Genomic DNA, 24,272 nt, shown 5'->3' with positions numbered 1-24,272 from the left:
CGGCAAATTCAGGCGGCGGGCCGCCGCCCCACGTCCGCGTCGGCGCGGTTGATCCGCGCTCCGGTTTCCTTGGAGAAGACATGCAGCCGGCCGGGCCGGAACTGGATCGGCAGTGTCGTGCCGCTGCGCACCGCATCGGTGCGGTCCAGCATCACGCGCAGCCGCACACCCGCCACCTCGCCGATGCACAGTGTCTGCGCGCCGAGTTGCTCGATCACCGCCACCTGGAAGGCGTGCGCGCCGGGCGCCTCGCCGACGCCGATGTGCTCGGGCCGCACGCCCAGCACCAGCGGCGTGCCCTCGGCGGCGGCGATGCCCCCCGGCGGCAGCTCGATGGAAAGGCTGCCCGCGCGCAGCGCCCCGCGCTCCAGATGCCCCTCGATGAGGTTCATCTCGGGGGAGCCGATGAAGCCCGCGACGAACAGGTTCGCCGGCCGGTCGTACACCTCCAGCGGCGCGCCCACCTGCTGCACGTGGCCGTCGCGCATGATCAGGATGCGGTTGGCGAGCGTCATCGCCTCCACCTGATCGTGGGTGACGTAGACCATGGAGGTTCCCACCTCCTGGTGCAGCCGGGCGATCTCCTCGCGCATGCGTACACGCAGCTTCGCGTCGAGGTTGGAGAGCGGCTCGTCGAGCAGGAACACGTCGGGGTCGCGCACCAGCGCGCGGCCCAGCGCCACGCGCTGCATCTGCCCGCCGGAGAGCTGCTTGGGCTTGCGCTCCAGATAGGGGTCGAGCCCCAGCATGGCGGAGGCGGACTTCACCCGGCGGTCGATCTCCGCCCGATCCATCTTGCGCATGCGCAGGCCGAAGGCGAGGTTTTCGTAGATGGTCTTGTGCGGGTAGAGCGCATAGTTCTGGAACACCATGGCGATGTTCCGGTCCTTGGGCTCGAGGCGCGTCACGTCGCGCCCGCCGATCTCGATGGTGCCGGTGGTGATCTCCTCAAGCCCGGCGATCATGCGAAGCGTGGTGGACTTGCCGCAGCCGGACGGACCGAGGAACACGACGAACTCGCCATCGCGGATATGGAGGTCCACCCCATGCACGGCCACCTGACCGCCATAGGCCTTGCGGACGGTGTTCAGCCTGACTTCAGCCATGGGTGACCTCATCCCGGCGCGCCGTGGCGCCGGAGCCCGCATCCGCGACGAAGGCGTGGATGCGATGGTTGATTGGGGCGAGCGACGCCTGGATCTCGCAATACAGGCCGTGGCCGCGCGCATAGAGCGCCGCCCGCTCGGGATCGGGCGTGGCGGTGGAAACGATGGCGACGCGGCGCGCCGCATCCGCCTCGTCGGCATAGGCCCCGACACCGACACCGGCCAGCAGCGCCGCACCGAAGGAGGCTTCCGCCACCGCCGGCAGCTCCACCTTCACATCCAGCACATCGGCCACGATCTGCCGCCACAGGGCGCTCTTCGCCCCGCCGCCGGTGAGACGGGCGGTGGAGAAGTCGAGCCCCTTGGCGCGCAGGGCGACGAGGCAGTCCTTCAGCGAATAGGCGATGCCCTCATAGAGCGCGCGCACGAAGTGTCCCGGCCCGTGGTTGAAGCCCATGCCCACGAAATCGGCGCGCAGCAGCGGATCCCAATGCGGGCTGCGCTCGCCGTTGAGATAGGGGTGGAAGAACAGGCCTTCCGCCCCCGGCCGCACGGCGCTCGCGAGGCGGTCCATCTCGGTGAACACCGCGCTGCCGTCCTCGCCCGCGCGCTTGAAGAAGGTGTCGCGCAGCCATTTGTGGGCCGAGGCGCAGGAATTGGTTGCCGCGATCACATACCAGTGGTCCGGCATGATGTGGGGATAGTTGATGACGGTGAAGTCCGGCCTTGGATGGCGCGAGAGCACGCTGACCGTCGCGGCGGTGGCGAGCTTCACCACGCCGAGCCCCTCCCCCGTCATGCCGGCGCCATAGGTTTCCGCCGCCGTGTCGGACGTGCCGCACACCACGGGCGTGCCCTCGGCGAGGCCGGTCTGCCGGGCGGCCTCGGCCGTCACGGTGCCCACCACCGTCTTGGGCGCAACGACGGGCGGCAGCGTCTCCAGCGGCCAGCCGATCATGGCGCACAATTCGGGCGACCAGCCACCGGTGGAGGCATCGGCCATCAGCGTGCCGACGGCGTCGATGGTGTCGGTCTCCCAGGTGCCGGTGAGGCGGGAGCGCAGCCAGTCCTTGGCCACATAAAGCCGGCGCACGCGGGCGAAGGCGGCCGGCTCGTGCCGGCGCAGCCACAGCATCTGCGGCAGGGTCCAGGTGGGATTGGCGCGGTTGGCGCCGATCTCCAGGATGCGCGCATCCCATTGCCGGCGCAGGTCCGCCGTCTCGGGGCCGGAGCGTTGGTCGTTCCACAGGATGGCGGGGCGGATCACCGCGCCGTCCGCATCCTCCAGCACCTGCGTATGGGCGCCGGCGGAGAAGGAGACGGCGAGCACATCCCGCGGCGAAGCACCGGCGGCGACGAGCGCGCGCGGCACGGTCTCGCACACCGCGCGCCACCAGTCGTGGGGGTCCTGCTCGCTCCAGCCGGGATAGGGCGCGGAGGTGGCGATGGGCGCGGACGCCTCGCCCGCCAGCGCGCCGTCGAGGCGGATCACGCTGGTCTTCAGCGCCCCCGCGCCGAGATCGATACCGATGAGGAGATCAGCCGCCACGGCGCACGTCCACCGCTCCGGCGGCCGGGCGCAGGCCCAGCTTGCCGGGATTCATGAGGTTGCCCGGATCCAGCGTGTCCTTGATGGCCTGCAGGACGTCGAGGCCGACGCCCAACTCCCGCGCCAGCCACGGGTTGCGGAACACGCCGACGCCGTGATGGTGGGCGATGGAGCCGCCGTGGTCCAGCGTCAGCGACTGGATCGTCTCCCACAGCCGCGCATGGAGCGGCAGGGCTTCCGCTTCCGGCATGGGCGGCAGGCGGATGGTCATGTATTGACAGGCGCCCTCGGGATAGATGTGCGACCAGTGGGCGCCGAAATGGATGTCCGGATAGATGTCCCGCACCGCCGCCGCGATGGCGGCATACAGGCCCGGAAGGGCGGACCAGTTTCCCGTCACCTCGATGGTGTCGTTGTAATAGCCCGCCGCCTGCCATTTCTGGGAATAGGCGACGTAGCGGTTTTCCTTCCAGTGATGGTACGGCCCCTCGGGCGCCACCACCGCGCCCTGCGCCTTGGCGATGGCGAGGCTCATCTCCTGCTCCACGCTCACCATGGGCTCGGAGCCGGAGAAGGCGAAGATGCCGAGGATGGGGTTGGACGCGAACGCCTCCAGCCCCTGCGTGCGCTCGGCGCTTTCGGCCGCGTCGTAAAGGCGGGCGATGGTGGGACGCAGCTCCGCCTGCATGATGAGGCGGGCGCTCTCCCACGCGGCTTCCAGCGAGGGAAAGGCCAGCACCACGCCGCGCTCCACCTCGGGCTTCTTCCAGATGCGCAGGGTGACCTCGGTGATGATGCCGAAGGCGCCCTCCCCGCCCACCATCAGGTCACGGATGGACGGGCCGACCGAGCGGCGCGCGAGCGGGCGCACCTCCAGCAGGCGGCCGTCCGGCAGCACCGCCTTGAGGCCGAGCACGATGTCCTCGATCTTGCCGTAGCGGCTGGAGGCCTGCCCCCCGCCGCGGCAGGCGACCCAGCCGCCGACCGTCGAAATCTCGATGGATTGCGGGAGGTGACCGCAGGTGAAGCCCTCGGCATTCAGCGCCGCCTCGAACGCCGCGCCGTTCATGCCGGCTTCCACGGTGACCATGGCGTTCTGCGGATCGAGCGAGACGATCTTGTCCAGCCGGCGCAGGTCCACCATCACCTCACGGGCGAGCGGGATCGCGCCGCCCAGCACGCCGGAGCCGTTGCCGTAGGGAATGAGCTGGATGGTGTTCGCCCGCGCATGGCGCACGATTGCGGCCACCTCATCGGTCGAGCCGGGCCGCACCGCGAGGCGCGGCATCACGCCGGCGAGCCGGCCGGTGCGGGCGCGGAAATTGGCGAAGGGCAGACGGTCATGGGCATAGGCGCGGCGGTCCTCGTCGCCGGCCAGGACATTGTCGCGGCCCACCAGCGCGGCGAAGGCCTCCGCCAGGCCCGCGTCGGCGGACGGTTCGGATCGCGCGGCTTCGGTGATGTTGCTTTGGACGGCGGCCGGACCAGTCATTGGCACCTCTTTGCGCGAGAGGCACGGCGATGCGGTCCCTTGCGGGCTCCCATGCTGGCGTCCTCCCGTCGTCGTTATCGATTTTGAACAATCGTTTGTTCAAAGCTGTCAGAGAAAGCCGGAGGCGTCAAGCGGCGATGTTCAGTGAGGAGCTGGGCCGGTGGAGCCACGCACCACGAGGGCGCCGGGCGGCAGCGGCGCGACGGGCTCAGGCTCTTCCCCCGCCAAGGCGCGAATGAGCAGATCGGCGGCGACGCGGCCCATCTCCTCGGTCGGCATGGCGACGCTGGTGAGGGCCGGATAGAGCATGCGCGCCACCGGCGCGTCGTGCAGGCCGATGATCGAGATGTCCTCGGGAATGCGCAGGCCCGCCTCGTGCAGCGTCGCCATGGCGCCGGCGGCGGAGACGAGGGTCGCGGCCAGCACCGCCGTGGGGTGTTGGGGCATCAGCGCCCGCATGGCCGTGGTGCCGCCTTCCGCGGTGTAGCCGGCCACGCCCACCAGTTTTTCGTCGAACGCGATGCCCGCCGCCGCGAGCCCGTCGCGATAGCCCTGCAGGCGCTCGCGGGCATTGAAGCCGCCTTCGCGGCCGGCAAGGTGGGCGATGCGCCGATGGCCGAGGGCGGTGAGATGCTCCACGCCCTTGCGCGCCGCCGCGCGGCTGTCCAGCACCACGGAAAGCGCGGCGCCGGGCAGGATGCGGTTCATCAGCACGAAGGGGACGCGCGCGGCGGCGAGGTCGGTGCGCAGCACCTCGTCATCGTCGAGGCTCGCGACGAGCAGGCCGTCCACGCGATTGGTGCGGGAGATCTTGGCGATGGTGGTGGCCGTCTCGCCCGGCTCGCGATGGGAGATGAGCAGCGAATAGCCGCGCTCGGCCGCCGCCAGCTCCGCCCCCCGGATGGCCGAGGCGAAGACCGGGTTGTCGAGCTGGGGCACCACGATGCCGAGCGTATCGGTGCGCTGGGTGCGAAGCCCGCGCGCCAGCGGATTGGCGAGGTATTGCATCTCCTCGGCGATCTTGAGGATGCGGACGCGCGTCTCCTCCCGCACCCGCTGGGTCGCCTCGCCCCGGAGCACGCGCGAGGCCGTCGACATGTCGACGCCCGCCGCCCGCGCCACATCCGCCAATGTCACCCGCGCCATCCCGCCGGAGCCCCCCGCCAGCTCTCCCGCGCAACCATCCCCAGTCACGCGCGTCTTTGCAAGGCGGTGCATGTCGTCGGGCCAAAAGAGCGCGCCGATGGCCCGGTCATGCTGCAGGACAAGACCATCGCCGGCGGCGCCGGCGCGCGATACTGGCCATCATAGGGTTCCCGTCGTCGCGAGCGGCTCGACCAGCGATGGCCCGCCCTGCCCTCATCCGACGAGAGGCGACCGGCGGGCGCCAGAGGGCACCTGCCGGTCGCGGGAGGACTATTTCGCCTGGCTGGCGGCTTCCTTGACCAGCGGGCAGCGCGAGGCGGACAGGGGAGCGGCGGTGTCGCCTTCCGGGATCTTGCCGAGCACCTTGAAATAGTCCCACTCGCCCTTGGATTCGGCCGGGGTCTTCACCTCCACGAGGTACATGTCCGTCACCATGCGGCCGTCGGGACGGATCTTTCCATTGGGCGCATAGGCATCGTGGACCGGTGTGGCGCGCATCTTGGCGGCAACCGTCTTGCCGTCATCGGTGCCCGCGGCCGCGACCGCCTGGAGATAGTGCGAGACGGCCGAGTAGGTGGCCGCCTGGACCACGCCCGGCATCCGCTTGGTGCGCTCCTGGAACCGCTGCGAGAAGGCGCGGGTCTGTGCGTTGTGATCCCAGTAGAAGGGGGTGGCGACGATCAGGCCCTGCGCCGCCTTCAGCCCGAGGGCGTGCACATCACTGATCACCACCGCGAGGCCCGCGAGCTTCTGGCCGCCGGCGGCGATGCCGAACTCGCCGGCCTGCTTGATGGCGTTGATGGTGTCGGTGCCGCCATTGGCGAGCGCGATGATCTGCGCCTTCGACGACTGCGCCCGCAGCAGGAAGGAAGAGAAGTCGTTGGCGCCGAGCGGGTGCTTCACCTGGCCGACGACCTTGCCGCCCTTCGCCGTCACCACCCGGTCCAGCTCGGCGGTCATCGCCGCGCCGAACGCATAGTCGGCGGCGAGGATGAACCAGTCCTTCTCGCCGCGGTCGAGCAGTGCGGACGCCGTGCCGACCGACTGCGAATAGGTGTCCCAGCCCCAGTGGAAACCGGTGGGCGAGCAGGATTCGTTGGTAAGCGCCGTGGTGAGCGGAGCGGTCATCAAGGTGATCTTGCCGAGGTCGCGCCCCATGGTGTTGACCGCGATCGCGACCGCCGAATTGGTGAGATCTGCTATGGCGTCAACGCCTTCCGTTTCGAACCATTGCTTGGCGGTGGCAACGGCCACGTCCACCTTGCTCTGGTGGTCCACCGAGACGATCTCGACCTTGATATTCTTGTTCTTCGACATGAATTCGTCGGCCGCCATGCGCGCGGCATCCACGGAGGTGCGGCCGCCGAAGTCGGCATAGACGCCCGACTGGTCGTTCAGCACCCCGATCTTGACCACGCCGCCGGAAATTTCGGCCGCCTGGCACAGGGACACGGACGCGACGAGCGCGGCAAGGGAAGTCATGAGCTTCACGGCGTTCCTCCATTTATGTTGTTGTCTTTTTTCGGCCCGGCCTCTTGCGGCCTCGGCCAATGCGGGGCGGAGGGGTTTTGCCTCCCCGCCCCGGCTCTCGTTCGACGCTGGCGGACCGCGCCGGTCAGCCGTTGCTTGGGAAGGACATCGAGACGGCGTGGTCGAGGCTGGCGTCCGGCTCGGGCCAGCGCTGGGAGATGGTCTTCATCTTGGTGTAGAAGCGCGCGGCGTCCGGGCCGAACATGTGGGCGTCGCCGAACTTGGAGCGGCGCAGGCCACCGAAATTGTGGTGGCCCACCGGCACCGGAACCGGGACGTTCACGCCCTGCATGCCGGCTTCCACCTCCATGTAGAAGCGCTGCGCCGCGCGGCCGTTGCGGGTGAAGATCACCGCGCCGTTACCGTATTCGTGCGCGTTCACCACCTCGATCGCCGCATCAAGCGAGTCGACACGCATCATGCCGCGCACGGGGCCGAAGATCTCTTCCTTCCACATCTGCATGTCGGTGGTGACGTTATCCACCAGCGACGCGCCGACATAGAAGCCGGACTTGCCGGCGACCTGCGCGCGGCCGTCCACCACCAGCTCGGCGCCCTCTGCGACGGCACGGTCGATAGCGGCTTCGACCGTGGCCTTGGCGGCCGCCGTCACGAGCGGGCCGAAGTCGGCGGACTTGTCGTTGTAGGACCCGACCCGCAGCTTCTCCACCATGGGCACGATGAGCGCGCGCAGCCGGTCGGCGGTCTGGTCACCCACCGCAACGAGGAGCGAGATGGCCATGCAGCGCTGGCTCGCGGAGCCGTAGCCGGCGCTGATGAAGGCGGCCGCGGCGGCTTCGAGGTCGGCGTCCGGCATCACCACCATGTGGTTCTTGCCGCCGGTGTAGGCCGCGACCCGCTTATTGTGGGAACAGCCCTTCTGGTAGATGTATTCGCCCACGCGCGTGGACCCGACGAAGCTGATGGCGGCGATGGAGGGGTGCTCCAGGATCGCGTCCACCACCTCGGCGTCGCCGTTGACCACGTTCCACACGCCGTCCGGCAGGCCGGCCTTCTTCCACAGCTCGCTGACAAGGGCGGTGGCGCCGGGAACGCGCTCGGATGGCTTCACCACCACCGCATTGCCCACGGCCACGGCCATCGCGCCCATCATGAGCGGCACCATGACGGGGAAGTTGAACGGCGCGATGCAGCCGACCACGCCCACCGGCTGGCGGATGGAGAAGGTATCGATGCCGCCGCCGACGTTGACGGAGTATTCGCCCTTCGTCACCTGCGGGGCGTTGGTGGCGAACTCCAGCGCCTCGACCGCGCGTCCGATCTCGCCTTTCGCGTCATCGATGGTCTTGCCGTGCTCGAGACCGGTGATCTCCGCCAGCGCGTCGATGTTGGCGATCACCAGTTCGCGCATCTTGAAGATGACCTGCAGGCGCCGCGTCTGCGACTGGCCGGCCCAGGCCCGGCCGGCCGCGACGGCCACCTTGGCCACCTCGTCCACCGTGCCGCGGTCGGCATAATTGCAGCGGTAGATTTCCTCGCCGGTGGAGGGATTGAACACCGGGCCGGAACGGGTGCCGGAGCCGCGGCTGAACGTGCCGCCGATGTAGTGATCGATGCCGTACACGGGATGAACTCCTTGGATTGGGGAAGACCGGACTCAGGCCTGATGTGTGTTCTGGTGCGTGTAGAGGGTCTGGATGCAGGAGAAGTCCAAGGCGGGCGCACCGGCCTCCTTGGAGCGCAGCGCATAGAGGCTCTGCGCCAGCGCCCCCAGGGGCACGGCGGCGCCGTTGGCCCGGGCGCTGTCGAGCGCGAGGCCGAGATCCTTGAGCATCAGGGCCAGCTGGAAGCCTGCGGCGTAGCCCTTGCTGGAGGGCGAGTCCGGCAGCACGTGCGGCCAGGGATGCCAGCGTTCGAGGAAGAAATTCCCGCCGGAGCTTTTCTGCATGATGGCGGTGAGGACGGCGGCGTCGAGGCCGTTGCGGGCGCCGAGTTCCATCACTTCGGCGGTCGCAGCCATGGTGACCGCGGCGAGCATGTTGTTGCAGATCTTGGCCGCCTGTCCCGCCCCATTGCCACCGGCATGGAAGATGAACCGCCCCATCTGCTCCAGCACCGGCCGCGCCTGTTCCAGCGCGTCATCCGCGCCGCCCACCATGAAGCTCAGCGTGCCTTCGGCGGCGCGCTGCACGCCGCCGGAGACCGGCGCATCGAGCATGCTGAAACCGTCCCGCCCGGCAGCGGACGCAAGATCGCGCGCCACCTCCGGTGCGATGGTCGAGCAGTCCACCAGCAGGGGGCGCCCCTCAAGGCGCGCAAGAAGGCCCGTGGGCCCGAGATAAAGATCCGCGACCGCGCGGCTGTTGGGCACCATGGTGATGACCATGTCGGCGCCTTCTGCCGCCGCAAGCGGGCTCTCCGCCGCCCGCGCGCCCAGCGCCGCGAGGCGCTCCAACGCCCCGGCGGAGGGGTCGAATGCGCGAACCTCGTGGCCGGCGCGCACAAGGTTGGACGCCATCGGAAAACCCATGTTTCCGATGCCTAGAAAGGCAATGCTGGACATAAACCTACCGCTCCCTCGGTCCGTCCGTTGTCAGCCTCCGCATTGCGTCGGCCTGAGCGTCTGGCGGATGTCGCCGCTGCGCTCGATGGATCGGTACCCAGGGGAATTGGTAACACGCAGGCCGTCCGCTTGAACTGCCGCTGGATGTGAGGCTAGTGTGCAAATTTGCACATCGCGAGTTCTCGGCATGGAATGGGACGATCTGCGGTTCTTCCTGGAGCTGGCGCGCACGCGCACGCTGACCGAGGCGGCCCGCCGGCTGGACGTCAAGCACACCACGGTCGCCCGCCGAATCCAGCGGCTCGAGCTGGCGGTGGGCGCGCCCCTCTTCACCCGCACCCACACGGGACATGAGCTGACATTGCGCGGGCGGAACCTGCTGGTGGAGGCACAGGCCGTCGAGGACCTGTTCCTCAGCATGGACGAGGAGAAGACGGCGCCCGCCCAGTCGGTCTCGGGCATCGTCCGGGTGGGCTGCACCGAGGGCTACGCCGCCGGCGTGCTGCCGCACGATCTCGCCGAGCTGCGCCGGCAGCATCCGAACCTTCGGGTGGATCTCATCGTTCAGCCCCGCCCGGTCCTTCTGGCGCGCAACGAGGCGGACATCGTCATCACCATCGACCGGCCCGAGCGCGGCCCCTACCTCATCACGAAGCTCTACGACTACACGCTGCGTCTCTATGCGGCGCCGTCCTACCTCGCGACCCACGCCCCCATCACACGCCTTGCGGACCTGAAGGACCACCACCTCGTGAGCTACATCGAGGAAAGCGGCCCGGCCAAGGGCCTGCCGGTGATCTGGGATCTGGTTCAGTCCAGCTGGCCGGGCATCCGCAGCACCAGCATTTTCTCCCAGATGGCGATCGTCGCCTCGGGTGGCGGCATCGCCATCCTGCCGTCCTACCTCGTGGGCCAGGACGAGGCCTTCAGGCCGGTGCTGGGCAGCGAGGTGAGCTTCCAGCGGACCTATTGGGTGATGATGCCGACCGAGCTGAAGCGCATCGCCCGCGTGCAAGCGGTGTGGCAGTTCCTGAAGCGGACCACCCGCGAGCACAGCCAGCGCCTGATGGTCTAGGCGCACGCGGCAAATCCGGGCCGATCGGCGGGGCTTGCGCCGGCTTCCTGCGCGGTCGGGCTGGCGGAGCGTGGACGCGCTATCGCTGCGGTCCCGGTGCCGCCAGCACGCTCGGCCGATGCCGCACGAAGCGGGGGGAGAGGTCGACGCCCGCCCGGGACAGAGCGGTTGCGAGCCGGGCGATGCCCTTGCGGATCGCCTCCGGCGTCAGCGCCGCATATCCCAGCACCACGGCGCGGGGACAGCGGAACGGGACGATCTCGTGGGCGCCCGCCGCCTCCAGCGTGTAGATTCCGACCCCGGCATCGGCGGCGATCCGCGCCACCTCGCGCACCGGCGGGAAATGGTCCGGCAGCGTCCACATGACGTGCATGCCGGCATCGGCACCGGAGATGCGCGCAGGCCCGAAATGGGTGTTCAGGCTGTCCACCAGGGCCTGCCGCGCCTCGCTGTAGGTCTGGCGGATGCGCCGCACGTGCCGGGCGAAGCGGCCCTGATCGATGAAGTCCGCGAGCACGATCTGGTCGAGCCAGGGATGGCCATAATTGGCGAGGCTCTTGGCTTGCCGCACGGGCCTGACCAGTTGCTTGGGAACCACCATGTAGCCGGTGCGGATGCCGGCGCCGACGGACTTGGAGAAGGTGCCGAGATAGATCACCGAGGTATTGGCATCGAGCCCCGCCAGCGCGGCGAGCGGGGCGCCGTCATAGCGGAAATCGCTGTCGTAATCGTCCTCCACCACATAGGCGCCGCTGCTGCGGGCCCAGGCCAGAAGCTCGCGGCGGCGCCCGAGCGACATGGTGACCCCGGTGGGGAACTGGTGGGAGGGAGTGACATAGGCGAGTGTCGCGCCGCAGCCCGCCAGATACTCCGTGCACAGGCCGTGCGCATCCACCGGCACCGGCACCAGAGCGCCGCCGAAGCTGGAGAAGACATGCGCCGCGCCGGCATAGCAGGGGTCCTCGATGGCGATCCTCACCCCCGGCTGCACGAACAGGCGGCTGATGAGATTGAAGCCCTCCTGCGCGCCGGCGGTGATGATGACCTGATCCGGCTCGGCCGGAATGGCGCGATTTGCCGAGACATGCCGGGCGATGGCGCTGCGCAGCTCGACCGCGCCTTCCGGCGAACCGTAGCCGGACAGGTTGCCGGAGGCGCGCGACAGGTTCTCCAGCAGCAATTGCCGCCATTCACGGAGCGGAAAATTCCGGCTGTTGGCGCTGCCGTACCAGAAATCCACCTGCATCCCGCTGGGGCCGGTCTGCACCATGCGCAGCGGCGCCGCGCGCAGCAGCACCGGCGGGTGCACGACCGCGGGCTCGGGTGGACGCGGCGCGCGGCTCGATGCCTCAGGAATAGGCGATTCCGACAGGCCGACGCAGGCCTCCGGCAGCACCTCGCACACGAAGGTGCCGGCGCCCGGCCGCTTCACGAGGTAGCCTTCCTTCGCGAGCCGCTCGAACGCAAGCACGATGGTGTTGCGCGACACCTTGAGCGTGCGGGCCAGTTCCCTCGTCGAATGCAGTGCCGCGCCCGGCGGCAGCGTGCGGGCGAGAATGGCCGCGCGGAACTGGTCGTAGACCTGCTCCTGGAGCGTGACGCCCGCGGCAGGGTCCAGATGCAGTGGAATCATGTGCCTGCTCGATCCTTGCCCCTGGGGCAGGAAAAGCAATTCATGTGCCATCCACTTGCTCCAAATCCCCCTGCTCCAAATCCCCCTCACGCAAGGCCGGAAGCCACCTGACGGACCAGCGGGTCCGCCCGCGCGGCCGCCAGGCTGCCGCGGAAGACGATCTCGCCCCGCTCGATCACATAGATGAGCGAGACATAGTGGGGAATATGCTGGACGTTGGATTCCGCCATCAGGATCGCCCGCCCCGAGGCGCGGATGGAGGCGATGCCGGCGGCGATGGTGGGGATGATGGCGGGCGAGAGCCCCTCGAACGGCTCGTCGAGCAGCAGCAGGTCGGGATCGAGGGCCAGGGCGCGGGCGATGGATACCATCTTGCGCTCGCCGCCGGAGAGTTCGGCACCGCCGCGCGCCATGTAGGTGACGAGCTTGGGAAAGACCTCATAGGCGAAGGCGATGCGGTCGGCCGCAGGGCGCTCCCGCGAGGGCCGCGTCCAGGTGCCGAAGGCGATGTTCTGGGCCACCGAGAGGCTTGCGAACACCTCGCTTTCCTCCGGCGAGAAGCCGATGCCGCGCCGGGCGACCTCGTGCGGCGGAAGCCCGGCCAGCGCCTTCCCGCGCCACAGGACGGCCCCGGCGCGGGGCGCGAGCTGCCCCATGAGGGTCCGGAGCAGCGTCGTCTTGCCGGCCCCGTTGCGGCCGACGAGGCAGACGATCTCGCCCGCCGCCACGTCGAGCGAGATGTCGCGCAGGATCGACGTGCCTGCGATATCGACGCTGAGGCGATCAACCGAGAGCATTGTGGGGCACCTTGCCGACGAGGGTGTCGATCACCTCCGGGTCCCGGAAGAAAGCATCGGGCGGCATGTCGGCGACGAGGCTGCCGGCCTTCAGGCCGATGACCCGGGTGGCGTAGCGCGCGATCAGAGCGCCAGCCCGAAGGGCGAGGAGACGATCAGGGCCATGAGGAGGAACATCACCGAGAACAGCCCGAGCGCGTACCAGTAGAACGGCCCCACAAGGAAAGCGGTCTTGCTCATGGAGGCGAAGCTGGCCCCGAACAGGCTGGGGCGTGGCACCGATATGCCGGATTCTCCGCCTGTCAGATCGTAGAACTTGAACAGGAAGGAATGGAAGATCATGCCGAAGGCGGCACCATGAAGGCGCGCGACAGATCTCCGGAGGAATCCTTCATGCCCACCAGCGTCGGGATGGACGAGAGCTTCTTCACCAGGGCCGGAGTGAGATCGATGCCGGCGAGCGGCGGATTGTTGTAGAGCCACAGGGGCAGGTCGCTGGCCGCGGCGACCGTCTCGTAATGGGTGATGATCTCGCGCTCGGTCGGCTTCCAATAGTTGAGCGGCACCACCAGCACCGCATCCGCGCCATGGTCGGCCGCGTGCTTCGCCAGGCGGACGCTCTCCGCCGTGGTCATGGCGCCGATGCCCGTCATCACCGGGACCCGCCCGCCCAGATGGGCTGCGATCTCCTCCAGAGCCTTCATCTTCTCGGCTTCGGTGAAGTAGCCGTTCGCGCCCGTGCTGCCGAACAGGGTGACGCTGTGGATGCCGGCCGCAGGTGCATCATCAAGATGTTTCTTCCACCGCGTGTAGTCGATGGAGCCGTCGGCCGCGATCGGCGTCACTGAAAACAGAACAACACTTTCGATATTCATCCTGGTCATGCCTCGGCTCTCCGTCTTCACTATGAAGCCTGAGCCCGGGCGATGCGGTTCACAAGGCATGCGATGGTTCCGCTTTGAGAAAAATCGATAGGACCAGCTCAGGGAGGGCTTAGGAGCCGGGGGGCCTTTCGCATAAATTGTCCCTGCGAACCGGCCGGTGCGGGCGGTCGCGACCGCTCTTCCCTTCACCAGAACGAGGCCGGCCAGCGCCATGGCGGATGAGGACTTCATCAAGACCACTTGCCCGAGGGACTGCTACGACGCCTGCGGGATGATCGTGGGTCGCCGCGACGGCACGATCCGGAAGGTTCTCGGAGACCCTGACCACGCCGTCACCCGGGGCGCCCTCTGCGGCAAGTGCGCCATCGCCTACAACGGCAGTTGGCGCGCGCCGGATTTCAGGCTGGCGACGCCGCTCAGGCGCGTCGGGGCCAAGGGCGAAGGGATGTTCAAGCCCATCGGCTGGGACGAGGCGCTTTCCCTGATCGCCCGGCGCTTCGGCGCGCTCAGCGCCGAAGGCGCGGCCCGCACCATCCTCCACACCCATTACACCGGCACGGTGGGGCTGGTGGGCGGCTGGTTTCCCATCCGCTTCTTCAACCGCCTCGGGGCGACGGAAGTCGACCCCGACACCGTCTGCAACAAGGCAGGGCATGTCGCGCTGGAAATGACCTTCGGCAACTCGCTGGAAGGCTTCGACCCGCGCACCGCGCGCGATGCCCGCACCATCCTGGTGTGGGGCGCCAATCCCTCCTTCTCGGCGCCGCACCAGAACAAGGGCTGGCTGGCGGACGCGCAGGCGGCGGGCACGCGCGTCATCGCCGTCGATCCGATCGCGCACGACACGGCACGCGCGGCGGACCTGCATTTGCAGCTGCGGCCCGGCAGCGATGCGGCTCTCGCCTTCGCCTTGATCCATGTGCTGCGGCGGGACGGGCTCGACGACACGGATTTCCTGAGCGCCCACGTGCTGGGGGCGGAGGATCTTGCCCCGACCATCGCCGCCATGACGCCCGAGCACGCGGCGACGCTGTGCGGCGTGCCCGCGGAGCTGATCGAAGAGGCGGCGCGCGCCTATGGTGCGGGCCCGTCGCTCCTGTGGCTCGGGCAGGGCGTGCAGCGCCAGCCCTACGGCGGCAATGCCTTCCGCGCGCTGGCGGCGCTGGTGGCGTTCTCCGGCAATCTCGGCAAGCCCGGCGCCGGTTTCCTCTACATGAACGGCCCCGGCGGGCGCGGCATCGACATGGCGGCGCTGACCTGCCCCGCGCTTGCAACCAACGCGCCGCCCGCTATCAGCCACATGGACCTCGCGGCGACGCTGGAGGATGCGAGCTGCGCGCGTGCCTTCGTGAACTGGAACAACAACCCCGCCGCCTCCTCGCCGGAGCAGGCACGCCTGCGCCGGGCGCTGGCGCGCGAGGACCTGTTCCATGTGGCGGTTGAGCTGTTTCACACCGACACCACCGCCTATGCCGACATCGTGCTGCCGGCGGCGAGCTTCCTGGAATGCGACGACCTGGTGCTGTCCTATTTCGACCTCACCGTCTCGGCGCAGGTGCAGGCGGGCGATCCCCCCGGCACGGCGCTGCCCAATTCGGAGATCTTCCGGCGGCTCGCGACAGCCATGGGCTTCACCGAGCCGGAGCTGTTCGAGAGCGATGCCGACCTCATCGCGCGGCTCCTCGCCCAGACACCCTTCGAGGGCACCTTCGCGGATCTCGCCGCCGTGGGCACGGCCACCGTCTTCCCCGAGCCGAAGGTGCAGTTCGAGGGCCTCACCTTCGGCACGCCGTCGGGACGGATCGAGCTTGCGAGCGAGCAGGCGGCCGCCCTCGGCCTGCCGCGCCTGCCGGTGGCCCATGCCGACGCGCCGCCCGCCGATGGCCGGATGCGCATCCTGTCCCCCGCCTCCCAATGGCAGATGAACTCCAGCTACGGCAATGATCCGGTGATCCGGCGCCGGCTCGGACCGCCGACCGTGGCGCTTCATCCGGACGACGCGGCGCGCGAAGGCCTCGCGGAGGGCGATCAGGTGGTTCTAGCCGCTGGCGAGGGCCGGGTGCCGGTCGCCGTCGCCATCTCGGACCGCACCCTTCCGGGCGTCGCGCTGATGCACAAGGGGCGCTGGCCGAGCCTCTCGCCGGGCGATGCCAACGTGAATGCCTTGGTGCCGGGCCGCAAGAGCGACATCGCCGAGAGCACCACCGTCCACGGCACCGAGGTGCGCCTGATCCGCCCCGAGGCCGCGGAATGAGCCCATCGCGGACGTTCGCCATGTGGTGCGTGTCTCTGGCGAGCTAGCAGGCGGACTCATAACGCGTGATCCAGATAGGTGTTGCAGCGAGGTTGAGGGCTGCGAGGCGGAAAGCGCCAGAGCATGCCGTTGATCACTCGGCGGTCATCCACCCGCGGCACGCCACGCAGCTTGTTCGGCAGCAGCGGCGCGATGATCGCCCATTCCTCGTCGGTCAGCTCGTGACGGGCATCTGTTAACCTCCCAGTACGGGAGCTTGCATCACGACACGCTCACGCGCGCGAATTCATGGGGCCACGCCCGGGGCAGCTCACTCCGTCGGTTGCGGGAGCTGGCTCCGCTCCGCCCGGCTGCGCAGGAGATGGGCCTTCGCCAGCATTTGCGCGCTGACGGGAGCGGTGAGGAAGAGAAACAGGGCGATGAGCAGCTCGTGAACGGAGAAGCCGCCCCGTGTCGCGGTGAAATAGATGATCGAGGCGATCAGCAGGGAGCCGATACCCAGCGTGGTCGCCTTGGTCGGTCCGTGCAGGCGGCGCATCATGTCCGGCAGGCGGGCGAGGCCGAGGGCACCCACGAGCAGAAAGAAAGCGCCGATGAGAATGAGCGCGGCGACGAGCGCCTCGACGAGCGGGTTCATGCGCCCCTCCTATTCGATCACGTTGCCGCGCAGCAGGAACTTGCAGAAGGCGACGGTGGTGACGAAGCCGACCATGGCGAACAGCAAAGCCGCCTCGAAATACATGCCCGTGCCGTAAGCGATGCCGAGCAGCACGATGAGCGCGATGGTCTCGATCACGAGCGTATCCAGCGCCAGCACCCGGTCGGTGGCGTCGGGCCCGACGGCGAGGCGGTAAAGGGTGAGGCCGATGGCGAGGCAGATGGCCCCCGCCGCAATGGCGATGGCGATGGCGATCATTCGAATATCCTCTTCAGCCGGCTTTCGTAGCGCGCCTTGATGGTGGCGACGGCACCGTCCGGGTCGCTGGCGTCGAGGCAGTGCACCAGCAGGGTCTTGCCATCTGCGCTGAGGTCAGCGCTCACCGTGCCCGGCGTCATGGTGATGGTGCCGGAGAGGACGGCGATGGCCTCCGGCGTCTTGAGGTCGAGGGGCACAGTCACGTAGCGGGTGCGCAGGCGGTTGGCCGGCCGGAACAAGATGATCCATGCGACCTCGATGTTGGAGACAATTATGTCCCACAGCACGATCAGCACGTAGCTCGCGATGGTCAGCGGCGCCTTCAGTTTCGGTCGTCCTGGCCAGAACGGCGCGGTGAGGAGCGGGATGATGACACCGAGGACGATGCCGAGCACCACCACGCCCGGCGTTACCTCGTTCATCAGGAAGATGAAGACGAGGATGAGGAGCAGCGTCAGCAGGGGATGGGGGAGAAGGCGTGTGCGCATGTCACTTCTCCGGCGTGGCGGGCGGCAGCACGGCCTGGATGTAGGCGTCGCGGTCGAGGGCCTGCCGGGCGGTGAGGCCAAGCGCCTGCGTGGCCGGGCCTGCGGCGAGCGTCCAGCCGATGGTGGCCGCGAGCAGCAGGATGACCGCCGCAAGCCCCGCCAGCGCGGGCACCGGCTTCGGCTCAGAGACCGGCCCGCTGGCCCAGAACAGCACCGAGCCCGCCCGCGCGAAGCCGAAGGTCATCAGGAGGCTGGCACCGAGGATGGCAGACCAGATCCACGGCCAGATGGCGGAGGTGCGCACGGCCTCGAGGATCATCACCTTGCCGATGAAGCCCGATAGAGGCGGCAGGCCGACGAGGGCAATGGCGGCGAGGAAGAACAGGGCGGCTAGGAGCGTCTCGCCCCCCATGGCCGGCGCCGGGATCAGCCGGTCGCTGGCGGCACCGCGCTGCTCCTGCACCATGCCGGCGATGAGGAACAGCGCCGCGCCGGCGAGCGTCGAGTGGACGAGATAATAGAGGCCGGCGGACAGCCCCTCCACATCGAAGAGGCCGAGGGCGATGAGCAGCGTGCCCATGGAGGCGATGACCGCGAAGGCGCTGAGATCGCGCAGCGTCCGGCTCCCCACGAGCCCGACCGTCCCCACCACCAGCGTCGCCAGTGCGGCGGGGATCACGAATGGCGCCGCCGCCAAGGCAACGGACCCGGCCCCGGCCCCGAAAACGAGGCCATAGACGCGGATGATGGCGTAGGCGCCGACCTTGGTCATGATCATGAACAATGCGGCGCACGGCGCCGACGTGCCGGCATAGGTGGCCGGCAGCCACCAGTGCAGCGGAACCAGCGCGGCCTTGGTGGCGAAGACGAGGAAGAGCAGAAGTGCGCCGGCCTTCAGCAGGCCCGCATCCGCCGGCTGGACCTGCGGCACCTTCACTGCGAGGTCCGCCATGTTGAGCGTTCCGGTGACGGCATAGATGAGGCCGACGCCCACCAGGAAGACGGCGGACACGAGCAGGTTGATGGCCACATACTGGAATCCCGCCTTCAACCGTCCGGGGCCGCCACCGTGCAGCATCAGCCCGTAGGAGGCGATCAGCATCACCTCGAAGAAGACGAAGAGGTTGAACACGTCGCCGGTCAGGAAGGCGCCGTTGATGCCCATGAGCTGGAACTGGAACAGCGGGTGGAAATGCCGCCCGCGCCCGTCTACGCCGCCGGCTGCATAGATCAGCACGCAGGCGGCCAGAACGGCGGTGAGGAGGAGCATGGTTGCCGAGAGCCGGTCCAGCACCAGGGCGATCCCGTAGGGCGCCGGCCAGTCGCCGAGCCGGTAGGCGCGGACTGTCCCGTCCGAGGCGAGCGCGAACAGGAGGACCGCCAGAGCCAGCAACAGCCCGGTCGCAGCGATGGAGGCGATGCGCTGGCCCCGCAGGTGATGGCGCAGCGCAAGCACGAGGAAAGCGGCGGTGAGCGCCGGCAGCAGCACCGGCAGGATGATGGCGTGGTCGAGGGCGGAGATGGCGGGCGTCACGGCGCATCTCCCTTGTCGCCGCGCGGCGCATCGAGGTGGGAGCCGTCGGAGCCGGTCTCCAGGAAGCCGCGCAGTGCCAGCACCACGATCAAGGCGGTCATGCCGAAGGAGATGACGATGGCCGTCAGCACCAGCGCCTGCGGCAGCGGGTCGGTGTAGCCGGCCGCATCGGGCACGGTCACCGGCGGCCGGTCGATGGTGAGACGGCCCATGGCGAAGAGGAAGAGGTTCACCGCGTAGGACAGGAAAGTGAGGCCGAGGATCACCGGGAATGTATGCGCCCGGAGCACCAGGTAGAGCCCGACGGCGGTGAGGATGCCGATGCCGGCGGCGAGGAGAAGCTCCATGCCTCAGCCCTCCCGCGCCCGGGAGGCGGACGGCTCCAGCCGGACATCCATCGGCTCCTGATTGTCCGGGGCGGGATCAATCCGCCGAGAGACCCGGGAGAGCTGGGCGAGCGACAGCACCATCACGCCCACCACGGTCAGGAATACGCCGAGATCGAACGCCATGGCGGAAGCGACCTCGAACTTGCCCACCACCGGCCAGGTCAGATAGCCAAAGGTGGAGGTGAGGAAGGGCCGCCCGAACAGGAAGGCCGCCACACCCGTGAGGCCGGCAATGGCGACGCCCGCGCCGATATAGGATTGCGCATCCACCCGCATGCGCGCCGCCGCCCAGCCATAGCCGGAAGCGATGTATTGCATGATCAGGGCGATGGCGACCACGAGGCCGGCGACAAAGCCGCCGCCCGGCTCGTTGTGGCCGCGCAGGAAGATGTAGGTGCCCACCACCAGCGACAGCGGTAGCAGCACGCGGGTCGCCATGACGAGCAGCAGGGGATGGGCGTCCAACGCCTCCTCGTGGGGGAGCATCGCCTTGATCCGGCGCACGGCGGCGCCCTTCAGGGCCGGGTCGAGCAGCGCATAGATGGCGAGGGCGGCGATACCGAGCACGATGATCTCTGCGAAGGTGTCGTAGCCGCGGAAGTCCACGAGGATCACGTTGACCACGTTGGTGCCACCGCCGCCGGGCTTCGATTCCGAGAGGTAATAGTCCGAGATGGAGGTGCCGTCGCGGGTCATCACCCCATAGGCGAGACCGGCGACGCCGAGGCCCGCGAGACCGGCCAGGAGACCGTCGCGCCATCGCACGGCACGGCTCTCCTCACGCGGCGTCGTCTTCGGCAGAAGGTTGAGGGCGAGCAGCATCAGGATGGTCGTCACCACGTCCACGGAAATCTGCGTCAAGGCAAGGTCGGGCGCGGAAAACTGGAGGAAGGCGAGGGCCACGATGACGCCCACCACGCCGGTGAGGATGAGCGCAGTGAGCCGATCGCCATGGCGCAGCAGGACCATGCCGCTGGCGAGGAGCAGGGCCAGGAAGGCGGTCGCGGCCGGCAGGCTCACCGGCAGCAGCGGCCGGCTTCCGGCCGCATGCGTCGCGCTCCAGAAGCCGTAGCCGCCGACCGCCACCAGCGTGGCGAGGATCACCCCGGCATAGCGCGGCAGCGACCCGTCATGAACCGCTGCCACGGCGCGGCGGCTGGCGACAACCAGGCCTGCGCTGGTCGTCTCGAACATGGCCTTGGCATCGAGGCGCGGCAGGCGAAGGCGGAGCGCGTCGGCGCGGGCGAAGCCGAGCAGGAGCAGGGCTGCTCCGGCGAAGGCGGCAAGGCTCATGACAAGGGCGGGCGTGATGCCATGCCAGAGCGCGAGATGATACTCCGGCAGCGGGCCGCCGATCACCGCACCGGCGGTCAATGCCACCAGCGGGCCGGCGACGGCACCGGGCAGGATGCCGATGGCGATGACCGGCACCACCAGCACGGCCACCGGCAACCACATGCCGAGCGGCGGATCGTGCGGATGGTGGGGATAATCGTCCCGCGCCTTGCCGAGGAAGGTGCCGATGGCGAAGCGCGCCGAATAGGCCACCGAGAACAGCGCAGCCACCGTCGCCAGCACGGGGAACAGGAAATCGAGGCCGAGATAGGCGGTGTGGGCGGTCTCCTCCAGCATCATCTCCTTGGACAGGAAGCCGTTGAACAGCGGCACGCCGGCCATGGAGGCCGACGCCAGAAGCGCCAGCGTGCCCGTGACGGGCATCAGCCAGAGGAGGCCGCCGAGGCGGCGGATGTCGCGCGTGCCCGTCTCGTGATCGACGATGCCGGCGCTCATGAACAGGGCGGCCTTGAAGGTCGCGTGGTTGATGATGTGAAACACCGCCGCCACCGCGGCCATGGGCGTGCCGAATCCGAGCAGCATGGTCATGAGCCCGAGATGGCTGACCGTGGAGAAGGCCAGCAGTGCCTTCAGATCGTCCTTGAACAGCGCGATCACCGCGCCGATGAGCATGGTGGCGAGCCCCACCGGCGCGACGATGAGAAACCAGGCGTCTGTGCCGGCAAGCACCGGCCACAGCCGTGCGAGCAGGAACACACCCGCCTTCACCATGGTGGCGGAGTGCAGATAGGCCGAGACCGGTGTCGGCGCCGCCATGGCGTGGGGCAGCCAGAAATGGAACGGGAACTGGGCCGATTTGGTGAAGGCGCCCAACAACACCAGCCCCAGCGCCGGCAGGTAGAGCGGCGAGGCGCGCACCACGTCGCCCCGCGCCAGGATGTCCGACAATTGGTAGGAGCCCGCAGCCTCGGCCACCAGCAGCAGCCCGGCGATGAGAGCGAGCCCGCCGCCGCCTGTCACAACCAAGGCCATGCGCGCGCCCTGCCGCGCGTCGGCGCGCTTGCGCCAGAAGCCGATGAGCAGGAAGGAGGTGAGGCTCGTCATCTCCCAGAAGACGAGCAGCGCGACGACGTTGTCGGAGAGCACCACGCCCACCATCGCCCCCTGGAACAGGAGCAGATAGGTGAAAAAGCGACCCATGGGATCCTCGCGCGAGAGGTAATAGCGCGCATAGATGATGACCAGGAGGCCGATGGTGAGGATCATCGCCGCGAAGAAGAAGCCGAGCCCGTCCGCGAACACCGAGAATGACAGGCCCATGGCCGGGACCCATGGTATTTCGGCTTTCGGTACCTCGCCGGAGAAGACGGCCGGCGCGTGGCTCATCAGCAGCGCGAGAGCGAGCAACGTGACGGCCGCCGTCGCCATCGCACACGTGTCGCGGCCGGAGCGGATGACCAGCGGCGGCAGCAGCGCGCCGAAAAACGGAACAAGGACAACGAGGAGGAGTGTCATGCGGTCGAGGCCTCGTCTCGCCTGCGGATGTCAGGTGGATGAGGCCGAAGCCCCGCGGTGCCGCCGGGATACGTCGGCGAGGGAAGTGACCGCCCCGCCTCAGTGATACAGGAAGATACAGGTTTTCGGCAGGCCCACGACGGTCTGCGTGGTGGAGCCGAAGATGAACTCCCTGAGTCCGCGCCGCCCGTATGCGCCCATCACCAGGAGCTCGAACCCGTCCACCACATGGCTATCGATGACCTCGGAGGGATGGGCGCCTGAGGTGATGGGCCTGGTCGACACCGCGTAGCCATGCCGGCTCAGATAGGTCTGAGCATCGGTCGCGAGGCGTTCCGCCGTCTCGCTCTGCGTATCCACCGAAACGACGGTGATGCTGCGGTCCGCCCAGCACCCCAGAAGGACGAAAAGCTGAAGCGCGCGCATGGCGGGAAGGCTGCCGTCATAGGCCACCAGCACGTCGCCGCCGGCTGGCGCCACGTCCGGGCAGACCAGCACCGGCCGCGGCGCGGCTTGCAGAAGCTGGCTCAGCGTATCCGAATTGCGCTCTCTGCCGGTGCCGCGGAACGTCACGTCGTGGCCGGCGACGACGAGATCGCAGAGCGCGCTGGCCGCTGTGACCTGATCGAAGGGATCTCCCTTGAAGGCAAGCTGGGCGGCGGGGATGCCTTCCCGCGCGCAGTCCCGCGCAAAGGCCTCGGTCAGGGTGTTGCTGGCCCGCTCGGCCGCGCTCTGGAGGCCGCTTTCCATCCGCGCATGATAGGCGGCGCCCCCGATGGTCCCCAGCATGGGAGCTTCGATGTAGGAGAGATCGATCCCGGCCAGTGCTGTCAGGGACACATCGCCGCGTCGGGCAAGCCCTCTGGCATACGCATTGGCAACCGCGCCGGCGGGGCTTTCCCCCAACAGAAGCAACAGATTTCTTATCATCGTAACGCCTCCGTCGTCTTCCTCCGGTCGCGCGCCGCGGGTGCGCGCCGCTCCTGCTCGTAGCACATTACGCAAGGTCAATACGGCGCGCACATGGTCGCGCCGCACTCGGCGCGCCGGTGCGATCGTGGATGCCATCACCGCGCTCTCGGCGGAGGGGCGGCCAACGGGTCGTGAGTGGCCGAGCTAGCCCGACACCGATCCAATTGCCGGCCACTCGTCCTTTTCCGGGACATCTCACGATCCGTCCGCCCCGAGCGTGGCCATGCGGGCGCGCAGGCGCGGGGCGGTCCAGTCCAGGAAGCTGCGAACCTTCAGAGGCAGCACCTCGGCCTGCGGATAGATGAGGCTCACCGGAAGCGGCTCCGGCGCAAACTCCGGGAGGAGGATCTGCAACTGGCCGGACTTAATCTCGTCCGCCACTTGATAGGACAGGACGCGGATGACCCCGAGACCGGCACACGCCGCCTGAATGGCGGCCTCCGTCGTGTTCACGGACAATCTCGGGCGCGGCTCGACGGTGAAGGCGGCACTGTCGCGCCGGTAGCGCCATTCGGGCGCGGCGGCGAAGCCCTGGAAGCCGATCCCGTCATGGGAGGCGAGATCTTCCGGCCGAGACGGCGTGCCGCGTCCTGCGAGATAGGCGGGGCTGGCGCAGATCACCCGGCTGACGCTGCCGACGCGGGTGGCAATGAGGGTGCTGTCCGTCAGGTGTCCGATGCGCAGGGCAACGTCGACGTGCTCGTCCACGAGACTGATCTGCCTGTCGGCCAGCATGAGGCGCAGACAGATGTCGGGATATTGCGCAAGAAATTCGAGTGCGACGGGCAAGAGATGGCGCTCCCCGAAGGCAATGGGCGCGGTGACATGCAGCGTCCCGCGCGGGGTGCTGAATTCGCCGGCCGCTTCCCGCTCCGCCTCCTCCAATTGGCCGACGATGCGGCGGGCCGCCGCCACGAAAGCGCGGCCGGTTTCAGTCAGCCGCAGTCCCCCGCGACTGCGCACGAACAGCGGGGTTCCCAGGTGATGCTCGAGTTCGGAAACCTTCCGGCTCACCGTCGCCAGCGGCGCCCGCAGGTGCCGGGCGCCGCCCGAGAGGCTGCCTGCCTCGACGACGGCCAGCAGCACGGTCATAGCATCGAAGCGGTCCATCGTACCTTCCGAATTTTGAGAGGATAGCTCCCGGAATGGCCCGGTTACTGCGTGGGCGTTAG

At 68.6% G+C, this 24,272-nt stretch carries 21 protein-coding genes and 1 pseudogene; 2 read left to right on the top strand and 20 right to left on the bottom strand.

Features of this window, described 5'->3' with window-relative positions; translation table 11 throughout:
* Nucleotides 1-8: 8 nt before the first annotated feature.
* The 7 genes from J2126_RS15310 to mmsB all read right to left on the bottom strand — a co-directional run bounded on the left by J2126_RS15310 (nucleotide 9) and on the right by mmsB (nucleotide 9,347).
* Nucleotides 9-1,106 carry an ABC transporter ATP-binding protein gene (locus J2126_RS15310; protein WP_209487766.1) on the bottom strand — a complete coding sequence of 366 codons (1,098 nt, stop codon included), beginning with the start codon at nucleotides 1,104-1,106 and terminating at the stop codon, nucleotides 9-11.
* Complete coding sequence (gene xylB / locus J2126_RS15305; RefSeq protein ID WP_209487765.1) at nucleotides 1,099-2,655, bottom strand: xylulokinase; 1,557 nt, start codon at nucleotides 2,653-2,655, stop codon at nucleotides 1,099-1,101. The genes J2126_RS15310 and xylB overlap by 8 nt, the downstream gene beginning before the upstream one ends.
* Nucleotides 2,645-4,147 (bottom strand): FAD-binding oxidoreductase, encoded by a 1,503-nt coding sequence (locus J2126_RS15300; protein WP_209487764.1) that lies wholly within the window; start codon nucleotides 4,145-4,147, stop codon nucleotides 2,645-2,647. The genes xylB and J2126_RS15300 overlap by 11 nt, the downstream gene beginning before the upstream one ends.
* A 141-nt stretch (nucleotides 4,148-4,288) precedes the next feature.
* Nucleotides 4,289-5,341 (bottom strand): LacI family DNA-binding transcriptional regulator, encoded by a 1,053-nt coding sequence (locus J2126_RS15295; protein ID WP_348634312.1) that lies wholly within the window; start codon nucleotides 5,339-5,341, stop codon nucleotides 4,289-4,291.
* Between the two features lie 222 nt (nucleotides 5,342-5,563).
* Nucleotides 5,564-6,775: an ABC transporter substrate-binding protein gene (locus J2126_RS15290; protein WP_245327940.1), complete on the bottom strand. Its 1,212-nt coding sequence runs from the start codon at nucleotides 6,773-6,775 to the stop codon at nucleotides 5,564-5,566.
* Between the two features lie 133 nt (nucleotides 6,776-6,908).
* Nucleotides 6,909-8,408 (bottom strand): CoA-acylating methylmalonate-semialdehyde dehydrogenase, encoded by a 1,500-nt coding sequence (gene mmsA / locus J2126_RS15285; RefSeq protein ID WP_209487762.1) that lies wholly within the window; start codon nucleotides 8,406-8,408, stop codon nucleotides 6,909-6,911.
* A gap of 33 nt (nucleotides 8,409-8,441) precedes the next feature.
* On the bottom strand, nucleotides 8,442-9,347 hold the full coding sequence (mmsB, locus tag J2126_RS15280) for a 3-hydroxyisobutyrate dehydrogenase (protein WP_281066342.1): 906 nt from the start codon (nucleotides 9,345-9,347) through the stop codon (nucleotides 8,442-8,444).
* A 187-nt stretch (nucleotides 9,348-9,534) separates the two neighbouring features.
* On the opposite strand from mmsB, the gene J2126_RS15275 reads away from it, so the two are divergent.
* Nucleotides 9,535-10,422, top strand: coding sequence for a LysR family transcriptional regulator (locus tag J2126_RS15275; protein ID WP_209487760.1), 888 nt, complete (start codon nucleotides 9,535-9,537; stop codon nucleotides 10,420-10,422).
* Between the two features lie 79 nt (nucleotides 10,423-10,501).
* On the opposite strand, the gene J2126_RS15270 is transcribed toward J2126_RS15275, so the two are convergent.
* From J2126_RS15270 to J2126_RS15255, 4 genes are all read right to left on the bottom strand, one after another.
* Nucleotides 10,502-12,055 (bottom strand): PLP-dependent aminotransferase family protein, encoded by a 1,554-nt coding sequence (locus tag J2126_RS15270; protein WP_209487759.1) that lies wholly within the window; start codon nucleotides 12,053-12,055, stop codon nucleotides 10,502-10,504.
* An 86-nt stretch (nucleotides 12,056-12,141) separates the two neighbouring features.
* Entirely contained in the window at nucleotides 12,142-12,852 is a 711-nt protein-coding gene (locus tag J2126_RS15265) for an ABC transporter ATP-binding protein (RefSeq protein ID WP_209487758.1), read from the bottom strand.
* A gap of 123 nt (nucleotides 12,853-12,975) precedes the next feature.
* Nucleotides 12,976-13,194 (bottom strand): hypothetical protein, encoded by a 219-nt coding sequence (locus J2126_RS15260; protein ID WP_209487757.1) that lies wholly within the window; start codon nucleotides 13,192-13,194, stop codon nucleotides 12,976-12,978.
* Nucleotides 13,191-13,736, bottom strand: a complete 546-nt coding sequence (locus J2126_RS15255) for a dihydrodipicolinate synthase family protein (RefSeq protein WP_209487756.1) — start codon at nucleotides 13,734-13,736, stop codon at nucleotides 13,191-13,193. Before J2126_RS15255 ends, J2126_RS15260 begins: the two co-directional genes overlap by 4 nt.
* Nucleotides 13,737-13,947: 211 nt before the next feature.
* Here J2126_RS15255 and J2126_RS15250 point away from each other — a divergent pair, with 211 nt between their 5' ends.
* Entirely contained in the window at nucleotides 13,948-15,990 is a 2,043-nt protein-coding gene (locus J2126_RS15250) for a molybdopterin-containing oxidoreductase family protein (protein WP_209487755.1), read from the top strand.
* Between the two features lie 95 nt (nucleotides 15,991-16,085).
* Here the strand turns inward: J2126_RS15250 and J2126_RS15245 are convergent.
* The 9 genes and pseudogenes from J2126_RS15245 to J2126_RS15205 form a co-directional block, all read right to left on the bottom strand.
* Nucleotides 16,086-16,208, bottom strand: a pseudogene (locus J2126_RS15245) (transposase); the annotation flags it as partial.
* Nucleotides 16,209-16,300: 92 nt separating this feature from the next.
* Complete coding sequence (locus J2126_RS15240) at nucleotides 16,301-16,627, bottom strand: Na+/H+ antiporter subunit G (protein ID WP_209487754.1); 327 nt, start codon at nucleotides 16,625-16,627, stop codon at nucleotides 16,301-16,303.
* Between the two features lie 9 nt (nucleotides 16,628-16,636).
* On the bottom strand, nucleotides 16,637-16,906 hold the full coding sequence (locus J2126_RS15235; RefSeq protein WP_209487753.1) for a K+/H+ antiporter subunit F: 270 nt from the start codon (nucleotides 16,904-16,906) through the stop codon (nucleotides 16,637-16,639).
* Nucleotides 16,903-17,394: a Na+/H+ antiporter subunit E gene (locus J2126_RS15230; protein ID WP_209487752.1), complete on the bottom strand. Its 492-nt coding sequence runs from the start codon at nucleotides 17,392-17,394 to the stop codon at nucleotides 16,903-16,905. The genes J2126_RS15235 and J2126_RS15230 overlap by 4 nt, the downstream gene beginning before the upstream one ends.
* A gap of 1 nt (nucleotide 17,395) precedes the next feature.
* Nucleotides 17,396-18,928: a monovalent cation/H+ antiporter subunit D gene (locus tag J2126_RS15225; protein ID WP_348634311.1), complete on the bottom strand. Its 1,533-nt coding sequence runs from the start codon at nucleotides 18,926-18,928 to the stop codon at nucleotides 17,396-17,398.
* On the bottom strand, nucleotides 18,925-19,275 hold the full coding sequence (locus J2126_RS15220; RefSeq protein WP_209487751.1) for a Na+/H+ antiporter subunit C: 351 nt from the start codon (nucleotides 19,273-19,275) through the stop codon (nucleotides 18,925-18,927). The genes J2126_RS15225 and J2126_RS15220 overlap by 4 nt, the downstream gene beginning before the upstream one ends.
* Nucleotides 19,276-19,278: 3 nt before the next feature.
* Nucleotides 19,279-22,128 carry a monovalent cation/H+ antiporter subunit A gene (locus J2126_RS15215; protein WP_209487750.1) on the bottom strand — a complete coding sequence of 950 codons (2,850 nt, stop codon included), beginning with the start codon at nucleotides 22,126-22,128 and terminating at the stop codon, nucleotides 19,279-19,281.
* A 99-nt stretch (nucleotides 22,129-22,227) separates the two neighbouring features.
* Nucleotides 22,228-23,196, bottom strand: a complete 969-nt coding sequence (locus tag J2126_RS15210; protein WP_209487749.1) for a universal stress protein — start codon at nucleotides 23,194-23,196, stop codon at nucleotides 22,228-22,230.
* 99 nt (nucleotides 23,197-23,295) lie between these two features.
* Nucleotides 23,296-24,210, bottom strand: coding sequence for a LysR family transcriptional regulator (locus J2126_RS15205; protein ID WP_209487748.1), 915 nt, complete (start codon nucleotides 24,208-24,210; stop codon nucleotides 23,296-23,298).
* Nucleotides 24,211-24,272 lie beyond the last annotated feature (62 nt).

It is taken from the genome of Xanthobacter flavus, assembly GCF_017875275.1.
Lineage (GTDB): Bacteria > Pseudomonadota > Alphaproteobacteria > Rhizobiales > Xanthobacteraceae > Xanthobacter > Xanthobacter flavus_A.
The sequence above is the reverse complement of the archived record's forward strand: the minus strand, read 5'-3'. Positions and strand labels throughout refer to the sequence as shown.

Excerpts from the sequence above, each read along its gene's own strand:
- J2126_RS15310 (WP_209487766.1), bottom strand. The coding sequence starts at position 1,106 with ATGGCTGAAGTCAGGCTGAACACCGTCCGCAAGGCCTATGGCGGTCAG.
- J2126_RS15300 (WP_209487764.1), bottom strand. The coding sequence starts at position 4,147 with ATGACTGGTCCGGCCGCCGTCCAAAGCAACATCACCGAAGCCGCGCGA.
- J2126_RS15290 (WP_245327940.1), bottom strand. The coding sequence starts at position 6,775 with ATGACTTCCCTTGCCGCGCTCGTCGCGTCCGTGTCCCTGTGCCAGGCG.
- mmsB (WP_281066342.1), bottom strand. The coding sequence starts at position 9,347 with ATGTCCAGCATTGCCTTTCTAGGCATCGGAAACATGGGTTTTCCGATG.
- J2126_RS15275 (WP_209487760.1), top strand. The coding sequence starts at position 9,535 with ATGGAATGGGACGATCTGCGGTTCTTCCTGGAGCTGGCGCGCACGCGC.
- J2126_RS15270 (WP_209487759.1), bottom strand. The coding sequence starts at position 12,055 with ATGATTCCACTGCATCTGGACCCTGCCGCGGGCGTCACGCTCCAGGAG.
- J2126_RS15265 (WP_209487758.1), bottom strand. The coding sequence starts at position 12,852 with ATGCTCTCGGTTGATCGCCTCAGCGTCGATATCGCAGGCACGTCGATC.
- J2126_RS15260 (WP_209487757.1), bottom strand. The coding sequence starts at position 13,194 with ATGATCTTCCATTCCTTCCTGTTCAAGTTCTACGATCTGACAGGCGGA.
- J2126_RS15255 (WP_209487756.1), bottom strand. The coding sequence starts at position 13,736 with ATGACCAGGATGAATATCGAAAGTGTTGTTCTGTTTTCAGTGACGCCG.
- J2126_RS15250 (WP_209487755.1), top strand. The coding sequence starts at position 13,948 with ATGGCGGATGAGGACTTCATCAAGACCACTTGCCCGAGGGACTGCTAC.
- J2126_RS15240 (WP_209487754.1), bottom strand. The coding sequence starts at position 16,627 with ATGAACCCGCTCGTCGAGGCGCTCGTCGCCGCGCTCATTCTCATCGGC.
- J2126_RS15235 (WP_209487753.1), bottom strand. The coding sequence starts at position 16,906 with ATGATCGCCATCGCCATCGCCATTGCGGCGGGGGCCATCTGCCTCGCC.
- J2126_RS15230 (WP_209487752.1), bottom strand. The coding sequence starts at position 17,394 with ATGCGCACACGCCTTCTCCCCCATCCCCTGCTGACGCTGCTCCTCATC.
- J2126_RS15220 (WP_209487751.1), bottom strand. The coding sequence starts at position 19,275 with ATGGAGCTTCTCCTCGCCGCCGGCATCGGCATCCTCACCGCCGTCGGG.
- J2126_RS15215 (WP_209487750.1), bottom strand. The coding sequence starts at position 22,128 with ATGACACTCCTCCTCGTTGTCCTTGTTCCGTTTTTCGGCGCGCTGCTG.
- J2126_RS15210 (WP_209487749.1), bottom strand. The coding sequence starts at position 23,196 with ATGGCATCCACGATCGCACCGGCGCGCCGAGTGCGGCGCGACCATGTG.
- J2126_RS15205 (WP_209487748.1), bottom strand. The coding sequence starts at position 24,210 with ATGGACCGCTTCGATGCTATGACCGTGCTGCTGGCCGTCGTCGAGGCA.